The organism is Parasphingopyxis algicola, assembly GCF_013378075.1.
Lineage (GTDB): Bacteria > Pseudomonadota > Alphaproteobacteria > Sphingomonadales > Sphingomonadaceae > Parasphingopyxis > Parasphingopyxis algicola.
Map to the genome: position 1 here is coordinate 2,724,973 of NZ_CP051131.1, position 19,246 is coordinate 2,744,218.

Genomic DNA, 19,246 nt, shown 5'->3' on the forward strand with positions numbered 1-19,246 from the left:
CATGACCGATATTCTGACGATCCGCCGGCCCGACGACTGGCATGTCCATCTGCGCGACGGCGCGATGCTGGCGGCCGTGGCGGGATACACGGCCCGGCAGTTCGCCCGCGCGATCGTGATGCCCAATCTCGCGCCGCCGGTGACGACGGCGAAGGCGGCGGACGCCTATCGCGACCGGATCATGGCCGCGCTTCCCGAGAGCAGCGATTTCACCCCGCTGATGACCGCCTATCTGACCGATACGATCGATCCCGACGATCTCGCCGCCGGCCATGCGGACGGCGTGTTCACCGCCGCCAAACTCTATCCGGCCGGCGCGACGACCAATTCCGACAGCGGAGTCACCGATATCGCGAACATCCATACCGTACTCGCGCGGATGGAGGCGATCGGCATGCCGCTCCTCATCCATGGCGAGGTGACGGACAGCGATGTCGATATTTTCGACCGGGAAGCGGTGTTTATCGAACGTATCCTCGAACCGCTGACGCGGAAATTTCCAGCGCTTAAAATCGTCTTGGAACATATCACGACCGCCGATGCCGTGGCGTTCGTCGAAGCCACCGGCCCGAATATCGCCGCAACGATCACGCCTCATCATTGCGTCATCAACCGCAACGCGATCTTCGAGCGTGGCATCCGCCCGCACGCCTATTGCCTGCCCGTCGCCAAGCGCGAGCAGCACCGGCTGGCGGTCCGCGCGGCGGCGGTGTCCGGCTCGCCCAAATTCTTCCTCGGCACCGATACGGCCCCCCATGCGCGCGAGGACAAGGAATCCGCCTGCGGCTGCGCCGGCATCTTCAACGCGCCCTTCGCGCTCGAAAGCTATGCCGCGGTGTTCGAAGCGGAAGGCGCGCTCGACGCGTTCGAAGGTTTCGCCTCGGAGCACGGCCCGCGTTTCTACGGCCTGCCGCTCAACGAGGGGACCGTCACCCTCCGCCGTACGCCGACGACCGTTCCCGAAAGGCTCGCCGCGGGCGGAACCGAATTCGTCCCCTTCCAGGCCGGCGAAACGCTGGGCTGGACGCTCGACGGATAGCGGGCTCTCAGGCCGGTATGCGGGCGCGCAGCCGGTTGGCGCGGGCCATGCGGAGATTGTCGATCGTGAACAGCGCGAGCCCGGCCCAGATGAACAGGAAGCAGGCGATCTGGCCGGCATTCAGCGGTTCGTTGAAGACGAAGGCGCCGATCACGAACACCATCGAGGGCGCGATATACTGGATGAAGCCCAATGTCGTCAGCGTCAGCCGCTTGGCCGCCGCGGCGAACAGCATCAGCGGCACCGAGGTGACGAGCGCGGCCATCACCAGCAGGATATCGGTTTCGGTATCGGTGCCGAATATCAGCCCGCCGGACAGGCCGAGCCAGACCAGATAGGCGACGCAGAGCGGGCTCAGCAGCGTGGTCTCGACCGCCAGCCCCTCGATCGCGCCGGCATCGGTGACCTTGCGGACATAGCCGTAGAGCGCGAAGGAGATGGCCAGGGTTCCGCTGATCCACAGCGTGTCGAGCGCGCTCCAGGCGAGGATCGCGACGCCGATCGCGGCGAGCGCTATCGCGACGATCGTGGCCGGCCGCAGATTCTCCTTCAGCAGCACGGTGCCGAGCACGACATTGAGCAGCGGATTGAGGAAATAGCCGAGGCTCGCGGCGAGGATATGTTCGTTGGTGACGGCCCAGATATAGACGAGCCAGTTGACCGCGATCAGCGTGGCGGACGCGGTCAGCGCCAGCAGCGTGCGGCGGTTGCGCACGGTGGTGCGGAGGTCGCCCAGCTTGCCGAGCGCGAGCAGCAGCGCCAGTAACAGCCCGACCGACCAGATGATCCGGTGCGCGACCGTCTCGACCGCGCCGACATGATCGAGCAGCTTGAAATAGAGCGGCACCAGCCCCCAGAGGAGATAGACCCCGATCCCGAAGGCATAGCCGGCCGGTGTGTTCTGCTGATCGCTCATGGCGTTGCGCTAGGCCAGTGGGGCGAATCGCGCCACACGAAAATTGTTGGCGAAGCGAAAGAAGCTTTTTCGTCAGAATCGACCTGTCCGTCGAGCGCGGCAGACTCCTTTGTCAGAATTTCCCTCGCGGAAAATCGCCGCACCGGCCCGCACCCCCTCCCGGCCTCCCAACAGGGTATACTCAATGGGAGGCCGGGAGGGGGTGCGGGCCGGTGCGGCGCTCGAACGTTAGTTCGAGTCTGACAAACTAAAAAGGCAGCCAGCGGCGGTTGCGGCTGAAATTCATGTAACCGATATTGGCGCCGAGCCGGAGGCCCGCGCCGAGCCGGATCGGGATCAGCACCTTGTCGCCCGAGCGCAGATAGCTGGCGGTCAGCCCGCCGACCAGATAGGCATTGCCTTCGCCCGCCGGGAAACGGCGGAACAGTTCGTCCGTGTCGTAGAGATTATAGACGAGCACGAAGGTCGACGCGCCGTTCGCGCCCGCATCGAAACCGATCGAGGGGCCGGTCCAATAGACGGGATGCTCGCCCTCCACGGCGTGGAACAGCGTACCCGAGCCGTAGCGCAGGCCGAAAATGAACGCGCCGCCCGCCTCGCGCCCGACGATATAGCCGTTGGGCTCGCCCTGATCGGACAGGATATCCTCGATGATCCGCGCCAGGCCTTCCGCGCCGTCGCCGAACACGCCGCCGGCGGCCGCGATCAGATCGTCCCGCTGATAGGTGGCGCGCCCGTCCTCCGTCGCCGGCACGGTCGACTCGCCGGTCGCCGCGTCGTTTCCGGCGACGTCTTCCTGCGCGGGGATGGCTTCATTCTCGTAGCCGGGCGTGTCGGGGATATAGTTGGGGTCGGTATAGACGGTCGTGTCGGTCTCGACGGCGGCCTCGGGGTCGAAGCCGGGCGCGGCGTCATATCCCGGATCGTCGACGGTCGCGCCCTGGTCGGTCGTCGTGCCGCCGCTCTGATAGTCGCTCTCGCTGAAATCGAGCGCGGCGTCGGGGTCGACCGTGTCGACCTGCGCGGCGGACGGCGCCACCGCCATCCCGGCAAGGCCGAGCGCGGCAACGATGGAAAACAGGCGCTTCTTCAACATGGTGCATCCCCCGGCAAAGCTCGGCAGGCGCAATTTACGCCCCGACCGGACGCACGCGCAATCGAGCGCGGGACGAACCGAGTCGGTTCCGCGCCGAAACGAGTCGATCCTGTGGATTTTCGGGCATTTGGCGCCGACCGGACGGCGCGGCGACTGGCTGTTGATCGGGCCGGAATGCATCGCTATACGCGCCGGACGGCTGCGCCAGGACACGTGGGTGAGTGGCTGAAACCACCGGTTTGCTAAACCGGCATACGGGGATTACCCGTATCGAGGGTTCGAATCCCTCCGTGTCCGCCAGCTGGCCCGTTTGCGGCGGTTCCGCCTCGTATCGCGGCGCCGGCCGATCCTTCGATTTTCGTCCAGTTCTGTCCGGCCTTTCCAGAAGACCGGCCCGGCTATTCGGCGGTGCTGTCGATCTTTTGGCTTTCCTCGGCCGGGTTCTCGATGTCATGGGTCCCCCGGTTGCGCATGAAATAGCGTTTCGCCGCGCCCCATGCTTCGGCCTGCCGGGCCTTGAACTCGTCCGGGTCGAGCGATTTGCGGGTCGATCGCAGCTCATAGACTTCGCGCAGGATGTGTTCGGGATTGTCGAAATCGAGCGCGCCGTCGTCGGGCTCCAGACCGGTCAGCTCATGGGCATAGCCCTGATGCGCACCGTGAAACCAGAATTCGCTCAGCAGCTGCAGGCTGGTCGGCTTCAGTTCCACCTGGCGCCCCCACCACGCCATCCGGTCGAGCGTGTGGTAGATCTTCCCGTTATAGCCGGTCCACAGATAGTTGCCGCGGTCGGGCCGCATGGCGTCGATCGAATTGTCCTCGATGCCGAACTTGCCGAATTCCTCCTCGCGCACGAAGAACCCGTTTCCGGTAGCGCAGATCAGCTCATACCCCTTCTGCTTGCCGAGTTCGACCATCGCGGCGATCGAGGACCCCTCGTTGACGCCCATGTCGCGGTCCTGGACGAAGATGACGCTGTTCGGGACCGAGGGGTTGAATTCGATGCACACCAGCCTGGGCCGATAGTCCTGGATAGCGTCCCAGACATGCCAGTCGACGCTGTCGACATCGATGCTGGCGAAATCGAAATCCTTGGGGATCGGCGTCTCGGCCAATATGTCGTCCATCGTGTTCTTGCCGCGCTCGAAGCCGACCCAGCGATGCATCGCATGGACCCGGTCGGGATAGGGCAGGTTGGTCATGATCTCGGCGCACCGCTCTTCGTCGCCTTCGATCAGCACGGCCGACCAGCCCTCTTCGCGAATGAGGCGAGCCGTGTTGCTCAGATACAGCCCGTCCCATGCCCCGAACTCGACGCACCAATGGTCGCGTTCGGGCTCGTCCTCGTCGAGAATCCGGAAGATCTCGGCGATGATCCCGTCCTCGCCCGCCTGGGAATAGGTGTTCGACGCGAAGCGCCGGAGATAGGCCGACTTGTCGTTCGTCAGCTTGCGCGGGATGACTTCTATTCTCGGCATGATGGTCTCCAATGCTGCAGCATGTTCCTAATACAAATCCAAACGCGAACTCCAGTACGCGGCCTGACGCTCTCGCAGTGCCCTCACATCAGCTCGTTGGCGGGTGCGATATTCCTGTTGTCGCGGTACCAGTCGGTCGTGCGGGCCAGGCCTTCGGCGAGCGCGATCTGCGGATCGTAGCCGATCGCTCGCATCTTGGAGATATCGGGGCAGCGGCGCGGCGTCCCGCCCGCCGCTTCCGGCCCGGGTTCGATATCGAGCGCGATACCGATCGTTTCGCCCGTCAGCTCGACGAGGCGGCGGATCGATACCTCTTCGTCATTGCCGATATGATAGACCTGCCGGTGATCGCCCCTGGCATACATGGTGAGGATGCCGCCGACGACATCCTCGACATAGGCGAAGGCCCGGGTTTCGCTGCCATCGCCCTGGATCGAGAATGTCCGCGAACCGCGCTCCTCGCAGGCGAGCGCGCGCAGGATGAACTGCGGCACGACATGCTTCCAGCCCATATCGGGCCCGTAGACATTGTGCGGGCGGAAGACCTGCACCTTGCGGAAATGGTCCTGCGCATAGTTGAACGCGATGAGTTCGGAGACGATCTTCGATCCGCCATAGGAATAGCGCGGGTTCAGGCTGTCGGGCAGCATCAGCGCGACATTTTCGTCGGTCGGGACGGTCGCCGGCGTCTGATAGACCTCGGCGGAGGAAGCGACGACCAGATCGGGAACGCCTGTGTCGCGGCACGCCTCGACCACGGCCAGCGCCCCGCGCAGTCCGACATCGAGCACCAGTTCGGGGCGTTTGTAGAAATTTTCCGTTCCGTTGATCGCGGCCAGGTGGAAGACGACGTCATTGCCCCTGATCGCTTCGGCCACGGCCTCGCCGTCGCGTACGTCGCACGAATGCAGGCGCACCGAATCGGCGACATCGGCGAAGCGGGAGGCGTCGCCGCGCACCATATTGTCGACCACCGTAACGTCCCATCCATCGTGCACCAGGCGCCGGACGAGGTAGGCGCCGATGAATCCGCCGCCGCCTGTGACCGTGCATTTTCCGGTCATCTATAGGCCTTTCTCAGATTCCCGACCGCATAATAGGCGTCGCCGACCTCATGGGGGTGATGGCTGGAAAAATGATTCCAATAGTCGAAGATGAAGCCGCCCTCGGCCAGCTGTTCCCGCAGTTCGACCGGCGGTATCGCACCAAAATCGGGGTGGTTGTTGGCGATGATCATGCAATCGGCTCCGGCGATCGCGTCCGACCGGCTGTCCACGATCGTTGCGCCATCGGCGACTTCGCGCAGCTCCGCGTGCGAGCAGACCGGGTCGTAAAGGCGGATGTCGGCGTCGGGTATCTGCGCGCGCAAGGCGGCCAGCACCTTGAGCGACATCGATCCGCGCAGATCGTTCGTGGCGGGAATGCCCTTGAACGCCATGCCAAGCAGGGCGATTGCCGGCCGATCCCTGTCCGAAAGGCGATCTGCGATGAACCGCACGGTTTCCGCCGGCTGGTTTTCGTTGACCGCGCGGGCGGCCGGGGTGATGTCCAGCGCCACGTCCATTTCGGCAAGCGATTGGGTCAGGATGTGCGGGTCCTTTTCGAGGCAGGGCCCGCCGACCAGCCCCGGCAAGGCGACATCGGTCCGCGGATAGCCGAATTTCCCGCCCGAGATCACCTCGTTGGCATTGACGCCGAAAACGTCGCAAATCCGGGCGACCTCGTTGGCGAAGCCGAACTGCACGTCGCGATAGGTGTTGTCGACGAGCTTGATGATCTCGGCGGTTTCGAGCGAACCCACCTGCACGACCGACCGGGTCAGCTGGTAGAAGAACCGAACGGCGCGATCGCGCGTTTCGGCGTCATCGGCCCCCACGATCTGCGGCAGTTGCCGCAATTCCTGCATGGCGCGGCCTTCCAGCGTGCGTTCCGGGCACATCGCGATATGGAAAGACTTGCCCGACTCTTCGAGGATCGGTTTCACGACGTTGCGGCTGACGCCGATCTTCACCGTGGATCGCAGGATGACGAGCGCGCCGTCCGGCATGTTATCGGCGACTTCCCGGGTTGCCGATCGGATATAGTCGAGCTGCGCATTGCCATTCTCGTCCAGCGGCGTACCGACCGTGATGACATAGATGTCGCATTCGTCCTCGGGCGTCAGCGCCTGAACCGCCTTGAGCTGGCCCGAGCGCGTCACATGGCGCATGATGCTTTCGAGCCCGGCCTCGGAAAAATGCGGCTTGCCGCTATTCGTCAGATCGACGATGTCTTTCCTCTTCTCGATACCCAGAACCGAGAAGCCCAGATCCGCCAGGGCGGTCGCGAAGGTAAGGCCGACATAGCCCAGCCCGACAATGCCGATATCATATTTCATTCTGCCAGCTTTCCCCGATACGGATGCGATGGCGCCTTGCCCGGCTCTCCGATGGGCGACGGTCGCCATATCCGGATGGCGGTCGGGAATCGCCCGGCACGCGAAAGCCGTTCATCGCACATTTCCGGTCTCCGATGCTTGCCGGAAATGATCGTACATTTGGGCAAGACCGTTCCGGAGGTCCGTTGCGGGCTTCCAGCCGAGCGCAAGGATCCGGGAATTGTCCATTACCTTGCGCATGGTCCCGTCGGGCCGGTCGGTGTCGAACCTTATGGTTCCTCCGAAGCCGACCACCTCTCCGATCATCTTGGCGAGCTCGGCAATCGATACCTCCTCGCCGCTTCCGGCATTGATCATGCCGCCATCGGCATAATTCTCCATGAGAAACAGGCAGGCATCGCCGAGATCCTCGGAAAAGATGAATTCCCTCATCGGCTTTCCGGTACCCCAGATGACGACGTCCTGCGCGCCGCTGGCCTTGGCTTCGTGAAAGCGGCGCATCATGCCCGCGATGACATGGCTGTGCTCGGGGTGGAAATTGTCCCCAATCCCGTAGACGTTGGAGGGCATCGCGGTGAACGCATCGAAGCCGTGCTGCTTGCGATAGGCGTCGCACATTTCCTTGCCGGCGATCTTGGCGACCGCATAGGCCGAGTTCGTCGGTTCCAGCCTGCCGGTCAGGAGGCTGTCCTCGCGGATCGGTTGCCGTGCCTCGCGCGGGTATATGCAGGACGATCCCAGGAAGAGCAGACGTTGCGCGCCGTTCCGCCAGGCCGCGTCGATCACATGGGTCTGGATCAGCAGGTTTTCCCGAATGAAATCGGCCGGCTGGGTGTCGTTCGCGGCGATCCCGCCTACCTTGGCGGCGGCGAGGAACACCCAGTCCGGTTTTTCGGCGGCGAAAAAGGCGTCGACCTGTGCGCGATCGTCGAGCGGGAGCTCGGCGTGCGTGCGGGTGACGATATTCGTGTAGTTGCGGCGCCGCACGGTCCGTTCGATCGCGCCGCCGACCATGCCGCGATGCCCGGCGATATAGATTTTCGGCTGTTCAGATGTTTTTGCGATCATTGCCAGACGTCTTTGCTGGAGGAAGGAGCGAAAAGGAAGCCTCGATCATGACGCTCGCGTGCCACATGCCGATGACGATCGGCTCATTGTGAATGATCGAGGACACGAACGGCGTGTAGTATCCGGAAAACGGAACAGTCGGAAAATCGTCTCCTAGCGCTCGGTGGGTGCGATCGACATCGTTACGTATCGTAGGCGCGGGGGGATGAAAACCCTTGGTACCGGCCCATCGCCGGTGCCTCGCAAAAATCATATGTGCCATCGGATGCGCTCGCGAGGCGGACGCATCGCCGCCAGCGGAAAGAATCCTTCCGGAACCATATTTGTTCTTTTTTTGGCGCGCATCGCCCGCTAAGCGTTTGCGGGCCGGGCAGGCCCTGTCCGTCTGGATATCGGGGAGTTTTGCAAAGACGTCATGCCCAAGCCGACCCTCGTCATTGGCCGCAGCGATCGCCTGATTGCCCGTTTGAAGTCAACGCTTCTGGCCTGGCGATTCCTGAATCAGGTGAATGGGCGGCTGATCGTGAACTGGCCGAACATTCCCCAGCGCTATGGCGACGAATGTTTTCGCTACTCGCCGGCCGAGCTCTTCGATCTCGTCCAGCTCCATTGCGATCGCGGCGACGAACTCATCTTCGTCGAGCAGCGGCCGATGACCTTTCCGCCCGAGGCGACCAACCTCGGCGATCCCGAATATAAGGACTATTTCCGGAACGGGTTTCCGCGCGACATGTTCGAAGGGCGGGACACATTGTTCGCCAATCGCGGCACCGCCCCCTTCTTCTTCGAGGACGAAAGCGCGGCGCGGGCGGATTTCCCGAATCAGATGAGCGATCTGTTTCACACGCTCCCGCTCAACATCTACATCAAGACCCATCTCAACCGTTTCTACGAGAAGACCGGGCTCGGGCCGGGCGAATATATCGCGCTCCATATCCGGCGCGGCGATTGCTACGACATGCTGCTCAACGAGCTGAACGGAGAGGCCGGCGCCTCGATCGATCCGAAAAGGGTCGAACTGCTGGTCGGCCATTTCGCCATCCGGACGGCGCCCGCCGAATATTATGCGGAGGGTATCGAGCAGGCGCTGTCGACCGGCAAGAAAATCGTCTTCACGAGCGACAGCCCCGAAACGATTGGCACTTTTCGAAAGAAATACGGTGCGCGCGAGTTCATCGATCTCAGCATGTTCAAGATGGCGATCGATATCCAGAAAGCGTTCCTGGATTTCCTGATCATCAAGAATGCAGCCTATGTCATCGGCACGTCGAGCAATTTCTCCTATTTTGCCGCGCAGCTGGGCAAGATCGATTTCTACAACGCCACCTGCGCGGGGCCGTTCGAGATTCTCCAAAACCAGCTGGAGACGGAAATCCTGGACCATCTGGATGTTCCCGACGAAACGCAGGCGTTGATGATGCAAAAGCTCGAGAAGGAATATAACCGGATCAATCGGATCCGTTAGACGGGGCGGCTTTCCGATCTCCGGCATGGCGATTCGGCGAATGCCGTCCATGCCGCCCATGCCGAACCCCGCGGCCAGTTCGGCCGGTCCGCTTTGCGACGCTTTTTCTGCGATTTCCGGACATCTGTCGCCGGATGTGACGGTTGTGTAACAAAATCCGATGAAATGCGCGTTTCAAGGCATTGAATCATTTCCGTCTCCCACCCGGCTGTTGCTTTGTCGGTTGCGACTGGTAAACCTCTTCGCGCTTGCGGATAGCCCCGGGGCAGGGGCCAAAAACGGAAATTGTTGATGAAAGTCTTTGTCTTGGGAGGGGACGGTTTTTGCGGCTGGCCCACAAGTCTTCATCTGTCGCGGCGCGGATATGACGTCACGATTATCGACAATCTATCGCGTCGGAAAATCGACATCGAACTGGGAGTCCAGTCGCTAACGCCGATCGCGCCGATCGATCAGCGTCTCGCGGCCTGGAAGGACGTGAGCGGCAAGGATATCGCCTTTCACAACTTCGACATCTCGGAAAACTATCATCGGCTGCTAAGCCTGATCGAAGACGAAGACCCGGATGTCGTCATCCATTTCGCCGAACAGCGCGCTGCGCCCTATTCGATGAAGTCGAGCTTTCACAAACGCTATACCGTCGACAACAATCTCAACGCGACCAACAATCTGCTGGCAGCGATCGTCGAGGCGAAGAGCAACGCCCATGTCGTGCATCTCGGGACGATGGGGGTCTATGGGTACGGTACGGCCGGAATGAAGATTCCGGAAGGCTATCTCACCGTGCAGATTCCGACCGATACGGACGTTATCGAACAGGAAATCCTCTATCCGGTGAATCCGGGATCGATCTATCATCTGACCAAGACCCAGGATCAGCTCTTCTTCGCCTATTACAACAAGAATGACGGAGTGCGCGTCACCGATCTCCACCAGGGCATCGTCTGGGGTACCCAGACCGAAGAAACCAAGATGGACGAGCGGCTCGTCAACCGGTTCGACTATGACGGCGATTACGGGACCGTGCTCAACCGGTTCGTCATGCAGGCGGCGCTCGACTATCCGATGACCGTGCATGGCACGGGCGGCCAGACGCGGGCGTTCATCCATATCCAGGATACCTGCCGCTGCATCGAGCTGGCGATCGCCAACCCGCCGCAAAAGGGCGAGCGCGTGAATATCCTCAACCAGATGACCGAAACCCACCGGGTGCGCAATCTCGCCAAGATGATCGCGGACAAGACCGGCGGCGAATTCGAACTGGTCGACAATCCGCGCAACGAAGCCGACGAAAACGATCTCCATGTGGCGAACGATCGTTTCCTCGGCCTCGGGCTGGAACCGATCACGCTCGACGCCGGGCTGCTGGACGAGATCACCGAGATCGCGCGGAAATATTCCGACCGGTGCGACCGGTCGAAAATTCCCTGCCGCTCGACATGGACCTAGCGCGGGGCAGCGACCATGGCACTGGCGACCCGCACGGCGATTGAACTCGACAAGAAGGCCGCCGCGCTGAACGCCAGCTTCGAAAAGCTGACGACGCCGCAAATCATCGCGCAAATACTCAATGGCCGCGTTGCCGGCCGCACGGCGGTGCTGTCATCCTTCGGGGCCGAGGCGGCCGTGTTGCTGAAGCTCGTGGCCGACAAGGATCCGACGACGCCGGTGGTGTTTCTCGAGACCCGCAAGCATTTCACCGAGACCTTGGAGTATGTCGACGCTCTCATGGACGCGCTCGGGCTGACGACGCTCGTCCGCGTCCGCCCGAGCGCCGCCCAGCTTGCCGCCGCCGATCCCTGGGGGGACCTGCACGCGACCGACAGCGATCGCTGTTGCTATGTCCGCAAGACCCTGCCGATGATCGGCGCGCTGAAAAACTACGATTGCGTGCTCACCGGCCGCAAGCGATTCCAGACGGACGACCGCAAACAGATGGACCATGTCGAGGTCCAGCAAAGCTGGTTGCGGATCAACCCGCTGGCGGGCTGGACGCCGGACGATATAAACGCGTTCCTGAACGATCATGGCCTCGCCCGGCATCCGCTCGTTGCGTGCGGATATGCCTCGATCGGGTGCGCGCCCTGCACGATCCCGAGCGAGGACGACCGCGCCGGGCGCTGGGCCGGTCAGGAAAAGACCGAATGCGGCATCCACGAATATGAAGGCGGCGCAGGATCGTCCGGCTCGACGCGGCAAAAGGGTTCAGCCGACTGACGGCGTGCGGTAACGGGCCGACGGCCTCGCGGTAGCCCCGCTCTCAAAATCCGATCTTGTCCCGCAATCGCCTGAAAACGCCGATGTGCCGAAGATGGGTACCCGCGCCGTTCGGCACAGCGGACGCGCCCAGCTCGTCATGCGGGATCGTGCTGGCCGGGGCCCGGCCGCGCAGTTTTTCCGCGCGCTTCTTCTCGACCTGTTCCAGCATGAAGAAGAAGTCGTCGCCCCAATAGATCGGCCGGTGCGAACTCAGATAATAGACGCTCGGCTCGAGCCGCTGGACCGCGAGGCCGGCCGCCCGCACCTTGTCTTCGGTTATCAGCTCGATCCGCAGATGCGTTTTCGGTTGCCGGTCGAGGAACGGCAGCAATTCGATATCGGAGATCGCGAGTTCGCCCTGCGTATCGTAATCCGGCTCATGGCGGATGATCTCGTCGTTCGCCTTGACGACGAGCTCGCCGGTATGGCGCTTGGCGACGTGCAGGACTCCGGTCGGGCGATCGAATCCGAGGAAGATCGCATGGTTATGGAGAACCTTGTCGTTCACATGGCCCTTGCGTTCGACATTGGTAAGCCAGGCCACGCCATCCGGCGTCCGATGCGCTTTCGCCATGATCAGCGGACCGTTGTTCGATCTTTGCGCTCCGCCCAGTTTGTCGGAGTCGATGAGCAACAATTTGCGCGCCGCCAGGCTCATGTCTTCGAGCACCGGTTTGCGGATCAAATAGTTGCAGGTCGGGTTGCCCGGGTGCATTTTGTCCTGGCCCATATGCACGTCGAATAGCGGTTCCGGGATTACGAAGAGCTCGCGGTCGACCGCCGCCGCGCGGCCGACATATTCGTGCAAGGTGCCGGACGATACGCGATAGCCCTCGAACGGACCGATCGCATCGAATGCCATCCGCGTCCCGATCAGAAACTCCACGCCATAGGCGTCGCCGGACAATGCCTGGGTCGCGACGTCGGCGCCGAGCGGCACGAAGAGCGCGTCGTCGTCCCTATCGACCGCTCGGACGTGATAGAGGGAGGTCAGGAAATCCGCCGGCTGTGCCGTGAGAGCCTTGCGTACCCTGGGAAAGAACTCCGGCGAGAGGTCCGTCGCGCAGGCGGCGTCGAAGATCAGGATGTCGGAATCGATATCCTCGCGCGCCCGGTTGAAACATTCGCCCGCCGAGGCGCCGATCATCTCGATGACAGTGTAGCCCTTGTCCCGCGCCTCGTCGATCTGCTCGCGAACCGCGGGCGTGGAAAGGAAGGTTACTATGACGACATGCTCCGCGTCCGCCAGATTCTCGCGCGGACGCCCCTCGACGAGCGCTGCGAATGCGTGCTGGTTGGGGGGCAGCGTCACATAGGTGATCGACTGGAGATCGGCCTGCGCGCCCGGCTGGGGCGCGAGCGCGCCATGGCCGTTTTCGGCGATATAGCGATGGAAGCCGTACCAGGTTTCGAGATTGCGGTCATTGTCGAACGCCGGCCGCGCGACCTTTTGCCCGTTTTCCAGCGCGTCGGCCATGCGGTCGGCGAGGTGCTGTACTTCAGGGCGGACGAGCGTCGCGGGATGGTCGGCGGGATAGATGAGCTCCGGCGTCCCGCCCACATCGGTGGCGATGAACGGGATATTGTGGACCAGCGCCTCATACACCGCCATCGTCGAATTCTCGATCAGCGAGGGCATGACCGCGATCATGTCGCGCGAGCACATCAGCGACAGCGCCTCGGGCTGGTTGCGGTCGCTGACGATTTCGACCGGGAACGGCCAATGCTCCGCATGGGCGCTGATGAACTCGATCGGCTTCCGGTTGCCCTGGCTTTGAAGCTTCTCGCCTTCCTTGCCCAGAAAGGTGATCTTCTCGATTTCCACGCCGCGGGCGACCAGCGCGTCGATCGCGAAGACGAAGAGCTCGAGGCCCTTGCGCGGTTCGAGCCGGCCGAAAAAGACGAGTTCCCTGGTCTCGACCATGTCGCCATGGGCGCGCTCGGGCCTTTTGTCCTCGACCTCCACCTCGGAGAAATCGACGATATTGGGCTGCACATAGGTGCGGCCCTCGGGCAATCGGTATCCGATATGGTCCATGAAGCTCAGCAGGTGCGCGCTGCCGCCGACGACGATATCGGACCATTCGACGCATTTCTGTTCGGCGAAGGCGGCGACGACGAGTTCGGGCTTGTCGATCGGGCGCATCTGATAGTGACGGTTCCAGATGTAAGGCGACGAGGTCTTCATCACGAACAGCGTGTCCTGGAACGCGAGGCCCAACTGCTTGGCCTGGAGGCAGTAAAAGGCGCCGCCCCTCCATTCGGACGTATGGACCATGTCGAACCGGTCATTGGCCTTGAGCCAGCGATAGAAGGACAGCCAGCGCCATTGCCATTTGGTGCTGGCGCAGGCGATCTCGTCGTCGAGATCGGGCAGATAGACCAGGTCGATGCCGAAGCCGGCATAATGGTCGATCCAGTGTTCGGGTGTCTCATTCTCGACCTTGCGGCCTTTGAGATACAGCACCGTAACCGTGTGGCCCTCGGCGGCGAGGCCGCGAGCGAGATGATAATAGGTGGAGGCGATGCCCCCGTTGCGGACGGGGCCGATGATCTCTTCGGTCGCGATCAGAACCTGTAGCCGCTTGTCCGACCCGTCGGTCGAAAACTTCTCGAGCGACGGGAAACTGCGGACGTCAAACAGATCTTTCTGCATGTCTCCCCCCGGGTTTCATCAAGCGCTCGTCATTTCAGTTTCGCGACGCACAGCGCAGCATTCACCATCAGATCGCGCCGCGTCAAACTGTCATCGAAATCGCGTAGCCGGGCGAAAACGTCGTCGGTCAACCGCTCGGCAACCGCTTCGGGCGACTCGATCTCGACCCATTTTACCACGTCATAATTGTCATAGGTGATGTCCTTGATCTCATCGAGGCGTATCTGGTTGAGATTCGTGTTGAAATAATGGTCTTCGGGCAGGTCCGGCGCGATCAGGATGTGATTCCAGTCCGCCACTTCGTCATGCTCGGCGAGTCCGGGGACATATTGCTCGGGCCGGTTCGGCATCTTGTGATGGCCGTTCCAGCAATAGAAATTGTGGTGGTGATATATCAGATGGCCGTCCGGATTCAGCAATGTCCGGATGTTCGGGATGATCTGGCGGATATTGTGCAGATGCTCGGTGACGTTGTGCAGGACGACCGCGTCGAACGTCGCCTTGGTTTCGAGATCCTCGATAACGCCGTTGATCAGATGGATGTCCGGGCATCGCTCCATGATCTGATTGGGTGTGACGCCGAGGTCCGCCTTTTTGCGCTTGCGCTTGTTCTTCACCGTCGATGAATCGAGCGGCATCTGCGGATCGATCCCGGTATAGCTTTTGGCCCCGGCTACGAGGAAGCCGTTGCCGAACGCGCCGAAGCCGCAACCGACATCGAGAACGGAACGGTGGACGACATAGTCCTGAATCCGGCGGGGCCAGATGATGTAGCCATATTCCACCGACTTCGCGATCAGCGCCGGGTCATAGTTGCGGAGCGCTTGAGTCGGGCTTTTGGCGAACGCAAAATGCGCGGCCTTTGCGTGGTCCAGATCGTCGGCCCAGTTGGTTACGCCCAGATGTTCGGTCTTGCTGCGCAGCCACTGAATGTGGCGCTTGGCATCGCTTTCGTCGTCGTTTCCGATCGCCGCATCCAGCGCCGCGATGCGGTCCGGCAAATTCGCCAGGAAGGTCGCGGCGGGATCGGCACCTTTGCGCGGGCTCGCCTTTTTCGCCTTTTTCGCCTTCTTCGCCTTGCCCTTCGGTTGTTCGGATGGCCCGTTTTGAACCTGGTGTTCGGCGATTTCGGCCTTGATCTTCCGCGCGAGTTTGTGGCCCGGCCGTTCGCGAAGGAAATCCTCGATCAGCTCCTCCGCGTCGTCAAGCTGGCCATTGGCCAATTCGGCCCGGGCCAGATGCAGTTCGACCACCGCGGACGATCTCTTCTTCCGGGCGTTGGATAGAATGGCACGGGCCTGTTTCGCATCGCCGTCCGAAAGGCATTTTTTCCCGTCTTCGATCTGCCGTTCGATCTCGGCGATCCGCGCGAGGGCCGTCTCGACAACATCGGTTTTGGCGCCCGATTCACCCGCTTGAACATAAGTCGTTCGGGCGGCCGCGAAATCACCCAGCCATTCGAGTATCTTTGCCCGGCGCATCAGCGCCGACCAGTGATCGGGGCGCTGTTCGAGAATGTTGTCGACGATCTTCAGCGCACTATAGGGTCGCCGGTCCGCGAGCAGGCGCTGGGCGATTTGCAGCGGGGTATCTTGTTTCGTGATCGGTACTTCCCTGTATCTCAACCCACCGGTTTCAGCGACCGCTACCCCGTCAATCCAAGGGCCGAACGTGCCAGGCTATGAATTGACTTGCCCATCACCTGCACAGCTTCCGGCTTTTTCCAGCAAATATCCAGATTTGCAATCTACCATTTCGGGACGAGCGCTGCTAGCCGCTCTTCTGCGCTTCCTGTAACGTTGAGGGCATTGGGGAGAGACTGACGGGTTTTGGACGGATCGAAACAGGTCTCGCCTACAGATTGGGGATCAGACAGCGATGAACGATGTTGACGAAGGACCGGCAGAGGGCGTGTTTTCGGGTACGCCCGAAGCGATAGCCTATTTGCTGTTGCGGGATATCGCCGTTGCCGAAGGGCGCGACTATCGCGGCATTGGCGGGCCGGAAAACGGCAATGCGCCGTCGCGCAAATGGATTTTGGATTGTTACCGGGATTGCCTTGTCGCAACGCGCGGCGAACGCGGAGACGATTGAATCGGCATTGGCCGGCTGCGTGTCGCCAATCGGACAGCGATCGTCCCGCCGCGCGGGTCAGCCCGGTTTTTGGTTCAGATATTTTTCGGCCCTTTGGCGGAGCGACTGCAGACGGCGTATCTGCCTGTCATTCGCGCCCGTTACGCCTTTCATCGCGTCGAGCGCCTCCTCGTACCGCTTCGTAGCGATCAGGCAGTCGGCCAGCTGGATGACGATGGGCGGGGTTTTTTCGCCGATACTCACGGCATCCCCGAGCCGCTCGATGGCCGCTTCGTAGTTGCGGACAAGGCGGAATGCCTGACCGACATGGACTTTCGCCGCGCAACGGTATCGCGGATTATAGTCGATCCATCGTCGCTCGACGGCGACCACCTCGTCGGCCGTTCCGGCGGCCATGGTCGCATCGACCAGAATACGCCAATGGAGATCGCCCTTCGGCGGATCTGCGCAAATCCGGTCGGCGATCGCGACCGCCTGCCGGTATTCGCCCAGCTCCATCAGCGATTGAGCGCATAAAAGCTGCATTTCGATACGCGTATCGTCCGCCAGCAGTGTGGCGACCTCTTCATGTGCGTCCCGCTCCGCCAGGAATCGCGCATATTCGCGCCGGAATGCGGGAGACGTCGTGGCGGCATCCCGATGCTCCGCGAAAAAGGCTGCATCGTCATATATGCGCGCCTGGTTCGCGCGTTCCGCGAGGATCAGCGCCGCGGCGTCCTCGGCCGGCAGCTGCGCATCGTCCGGCAATATCCACTCCGTGTCGGTCGTCCGGCCGGTAAAGGCGTTGACCATGCGTTCGACGTTGAACGCCACGATGTCCTTGGTGACGTGGACCAGATCGTCCATCCAGGCGATCCGCCGGTCGCTATAGGTCACCGATTCGTAGCTCGGGAAATAGCAGACCTGGCTGCGCTCGGTGACGACATGCTCGGCAACCGCGCGCAGCACGGATTTGGAATAGCTGTTCGCGGTCATGACATCCATTCGGCGATGGGTCTGCATCATCGGTACCGGCGAAACGGTAAGGACGATCTGGAGGCCGCGCGGCCCGTTCGCCATGCACAGGTCCAGCGCCCGGTTCAGATAGTCCCGGCATTCGTCGAACGTCAGCACGTGGAGCGAGAACCGGTCCGGCCATTTTTTCATGACCGACGGCAGCGGCGCGGTATTCAGATATATCTGCGCCTTCTCGTCCCACCACAGCTCGACCAGCCCCAGGGTCATGATCAGCACCCGGCATTCGGACAGCATGCGCGTCGCCTCGAAGAGCCCGCGGCGGCGTTCGCGCAGCAGTTCGACCGGCGCTGGCCGGATGCTGTTGATCATGTGCAGATCGACGAACTTGTCCTTGCCGACTTCGACGAACGCATCTTCCTCGTCAAAATCCTGCGCGCCGAACGCCCAGGCGAGTTCGTTGTAGATGGACGGGGTGCCGAAATTGTTGACGACCTCGACATTGACGTCGGCAAATGCGGGTTGGGCCAGCAGGTCGCGCATCGGAATGCGGAAGCCGCGTTTGATCAGCTCGTTTTCGACATGGCGCGCGAAACAGGAGCCGATGGTGAATATCCGCTCCTTGCGCCTGAATTTGAACGGCACGTCGAACGCGGGTTTGGCGACGGGCTCGACGCGATTGTCCTCCAGCCGGTTGCCCCAGGTCGACACTTGGTTGGCCTTGCGGATGCGAACGGCTTCGGGGCCGTTGTGGATCAGCAAAGGCATGTTTGCTCACGCATGTTCGGGCTTTCTCGACACGCGGCGAGGCTAGGCGATTTTGCCGGTGCGGAAAAGGAGAGTTTCGCGGCGGATATGGCGCGCGCCCGTCGGCACCGGGCTGCGGCATCGCGTCGGCGGTTACGGGATCGAAAGCCGCGATCAGGCGGCGGCGCTGGCCTGATCGAAGCCGTCGAACGTGCAGGTCGCGGCAAACACCTCCTTCGCCACGGTCGAGACCGTTCGCTCGAACGTCTCGTCGACGAATTCCCCGTGCTGGAGCAGTCTGGGCAGCGCCAGCGCCGCCTCGAGCATCATCAGGCAGCGCTCCCGCATGCCGTGGAGCAGCACGATGCTCAGCTCGTTTCTTTCGCCGGCCTTGGCGACGGCGGTCTCCAGCCCGGCCCGCAGCGGCTCGGCGATCCGGCCCTCATAGGCGGTCTTGATCCACGGATCGGTATGCTCGTCGCGCAGCCGCAGGAAGAGCAGATGCTGATACGAATCGCTGCCGACGATATCGGCCGCATGCCGGACATAGTCCTGGATCGTCCGGTTTACCGAGAGACCCGGCGACGGCGGCGCGGCGATCCGCTCTTCCACCCGATCGATCAGCCGGGCGACGCAGGCGCGATAAATGTCTTCCAGCCCGTCGAATGAATAATAGACCTGCCAGTAGCTGATTTCGAGATTGTCCGCGATGTCCTCGACGCTCACGGCCGACCAGGGCCGTTCGAGGAAAAGCGGCAGCGCGCCTGCCGCGATGGCGGCGCGCCGTTCCTGCCAATCGATAGCTTTGCCGATCCGGTTTTTCCTGCTGCAGGCCATTCCAACACCTCTCGCTTCGTTCGGCTCTCAAATACCACGTTTCGTAATAAATAATATGTATCGTAATATGGCCTGTCTCGCAATATGCGCGGAATTTTCGATAAAACTTCGAAAAACAGAGATAAATCGCACTGTTGTTCGATTGCCACAGATCAGCATGAACTACGGATCGAGCGAAAAAATCGTTGAGGGATGAAATCAGGAGCGCCATAAGCCCGTCGCATGGTCATCGACGAGTTGGATATTTCGTCAACCAGAAC

The 19,246-nt window shown here is 61.8% G+C and carries 15 protein-coding genes and 1 tRNA gene; 6 read left to right on the top strand and 10 right to left on the bottom strand.

Annotated elements, in window-relative coordinates; translation table 11 throughout:
• Window position 1: 1 nt before the first annotated feature.
• Window positions 2–1,039, top strand: a complete 1,038-nt coding sequence (pyrC, locus tag HFP57_RS13630; protein ID WP_176870298.1) for a dihydroorotase — start codon at window positions 2–4, stop codon at window positions 1,037–1,039.
• A 7-nt stretch (window positions 1,040–1,046) separates the two neighbouring features.
• Here pyrC and rarD read toward each other — a convergent pair whose 3' ends face one another.
• Window positions 1,047–1,955: an EamA family transporter RarD gene (gene rarD, locus HFP57_RS13635; protein ID WP_246263168.1), complete on the bottom strand. Its 909-nt coding sequence runs from the start codon at window positions 1,953–1,955 to the stop codon at window positions 1,047–1,049.
• Between the two features lie 247 nt (window positions 1,956–2,202).
• Window positions 2,203–3,051 carry a DUF1134 domain-containing protein gene (locus HFP57_RS13640; RefSeq protein WP_176870299.1) on the bottom strand — a complete coding sequence of 283 codons (849 nt, stop codon included), beginning with the start codon at window positions 3,049–3,051 and terminating at the stop codon, window positions 2,203–2,205.
• Window positions 3,052–3,258: 207 nt separating this feature from the next.
• Here HFP57_RS13640 and HFP57_RS13645 point away from each other — a divergent pair.
• Window positions 3,259–3,351: transfer RNA gene (locus tag HFP57_RS13645), tRNA-Ser, on the top strand.
• Between the two features lie 98 nt (window positions 3,352–3,449).
• On the opposite strand, the gene HFP57_RS13650 is transcribed toward HFP57_RS13645, so the two are convergent.
• From HFP57_RS13650 to HFP57_RS13665, 4 genes are all read right to left on the bottom strand, one after another.
• Window positions 3,450–4,529, bottom strand: a complete 1,080-nt coding sequence (locus tag HFP57_RS13650) for a hypothetical protein (protein WP_176870300.1) — start codon at window positions 4,527–4,529, stop codon at window positions 3,450–3,452.
• An 83-nt stretch (window positions 4,530–4,612) separates the two neighbouring features.
• The gene (locus tag HFP57_RS13655; RefSeq protein ID WP_176870301.1) at window positions 4,613–5,593 is read right to left on the bottom strand and encodes an NAD-dependent epimerase/dehydratase family protein; all 981 of its coding nucleotides are present in this window, start codon (window positions 5,591–5,593) and stop codon (window positions 4,613–4,615) included.
• Window positions 5,590–6,906: a nucleotide sugar dehydrogenase gene (locus HFP57_RS13660; protein ID WP_176870302.1), complete on the bottom strand. Its 1,317-nt coding sequence runs from the start codon at window positions 6,904–6,906 to the stop codon at window positions 5,590–5,592. The genes HFP57_RS13655 and HFP57_RS13660 overlap by 4 nt, the downstream gene beginning before the upstream one ends.
• Window positions 6,907–7,017: 111 nt before the next feature.
• On the bottom strand, window positions 7,018–7,974 hold the full coding sequence (locus HFP57_RS13665; RefSeq protein ID WP_176870303.1) for a GDP-L-fucose synthase family protein: 957 nt from the start codon (window positions 7,972–7,974) through the stop codon (window positions 7,018–7,020).
• 415 nt (window positions 7,975–8,389) lie between these two features.
• Here HFP57_RS13665 and HFP57_RS13670 point away from each other — a divergent pair, with 415 nt between their 5' ends.
• The 3 genes from HFP57_RS13670 to HFP57_RS13680 all read left to right on the top strand — a co-directional run bounded on the left by HFP57_RS13670 (window position 8,390) and on the right by HFP57_RS13680 (window position 11,656).
• Window positions 8,390–9,439 (top strand): O-fucosyltransferase family protein, encoded by a 1,050-nt coding sequence (locus tag HFP57_RS13670; protein WP_176870304.1) that lies wholly within the window; start codon window positions 8,390–8,392, stop codon window positions 9,437–9,439.
• Window positions 9,440–9,730: 291 nt separating this feature from the next.
• Window positions 9,731–10,888 (top strand): NAD-dependent epimerase/dehydratase family protein, encoded by a 1,158-nt coding sequence (locus HFP57_RS13675; protein WP_176870305.1) that lies wholly within the window; start codon window positions 9,731–9,733, stop codon window positions 10,886–10,888.
• Between the two features lie 15 nt (window positions 10,889–10,903).
• Window positions 10,904–11,656 (top strand): phosphoadenylyl-sulfate reductase, encoded by a 753-nt coding sequence (locus HFP57_RS13680; protein ID WP_176870306.1) that lies wholly within the window; start codon window positions 10,904–10,906, stop codon window positions 11,654–11,656.
• A gap of 43 nt (window positions 11,657–11,699) precedes the next feature.
• On the opposite strand, the gene HFP57_RS13685 is transcribed toward HFP57_RS13680, so the two are convergent.
• Both HFP57_RS13685 and HFP57_RS13690 read right to left on the bottom strand, forming a co-directional pair.
• Window positions 11,700–14,354, bottom strand: a complete 2,655-nt coding sequence (locus HFP57_RS13685) for a glycosyltransferase family 4 protein (RefSeq protein ID WP_176870307.1) — start codon at window positions 14,352–14,354, stop codon at window positions 11,700–11,702.
• Between the two features lie 29 nt (window positions 14,355–14,383).
• Window positions 14,384–15,979, bottom strand: coding sequence for a class I SAM-dependent methyltransferase (locus tag HFP57_RS13690; RefSeq protein WP_176870308.1), 1,596 nt, complete (start codon window positions 15,977–15,979; stop codon window positions 14,384–14,386).
• A gap of 253 nt (window positions 15,980–16,232) precedes the next feature.
• Between HFP57_RS13690 and HFP57_RS13695 the strand changes: the two genes are divergently transcribed.
• Window positions 16,233–16,448, top strand: coding sequence for a hypothetical protein (locus HFP57_RS13695; RefSeq protein WP_176870309.1), 216 nt, complete (start codon window positions 16,233–16,235; stop codon window positions 16,446–16,448).
• Window positions 16,449–16,505: 57 nt separating this feature from the next.
• Here the strand turns inward: HFP57_RS13695 and HFP57_RS13700 are convergent, their stop codons facing one another.
• Both HFP57_RS13700 and HFP57_RS13705 read right to left on the bottom strand, forming a co-directional pair.
• Complete coding sequence (locus tag HFP57_RS13700; protein WP_176870310.1) at window positions 16,506–18,170, bottom strand: GSCFA domain-containing protein; 1,665 nt, start codon at window positions 18,168–18,170, stop codon at window positions 16,506–16,508.
• 153 nt (window positions 18,171–18,323) lie between these two features.
• Window positions 18,324–18,986: a TetR/AcrR family transcriptional regulator gene (locus HFP57_RS13705; RefSeq protein ID WP_176870311.1), complete on the bottom strand. Its 663-nt coding sequence runs from the start codon at window positions 18,984–18,986 to the stop codon at window positions 18,324–18,326.
• Window positions 18,987–19,246 lie beyond the last annotated feature (260 nt).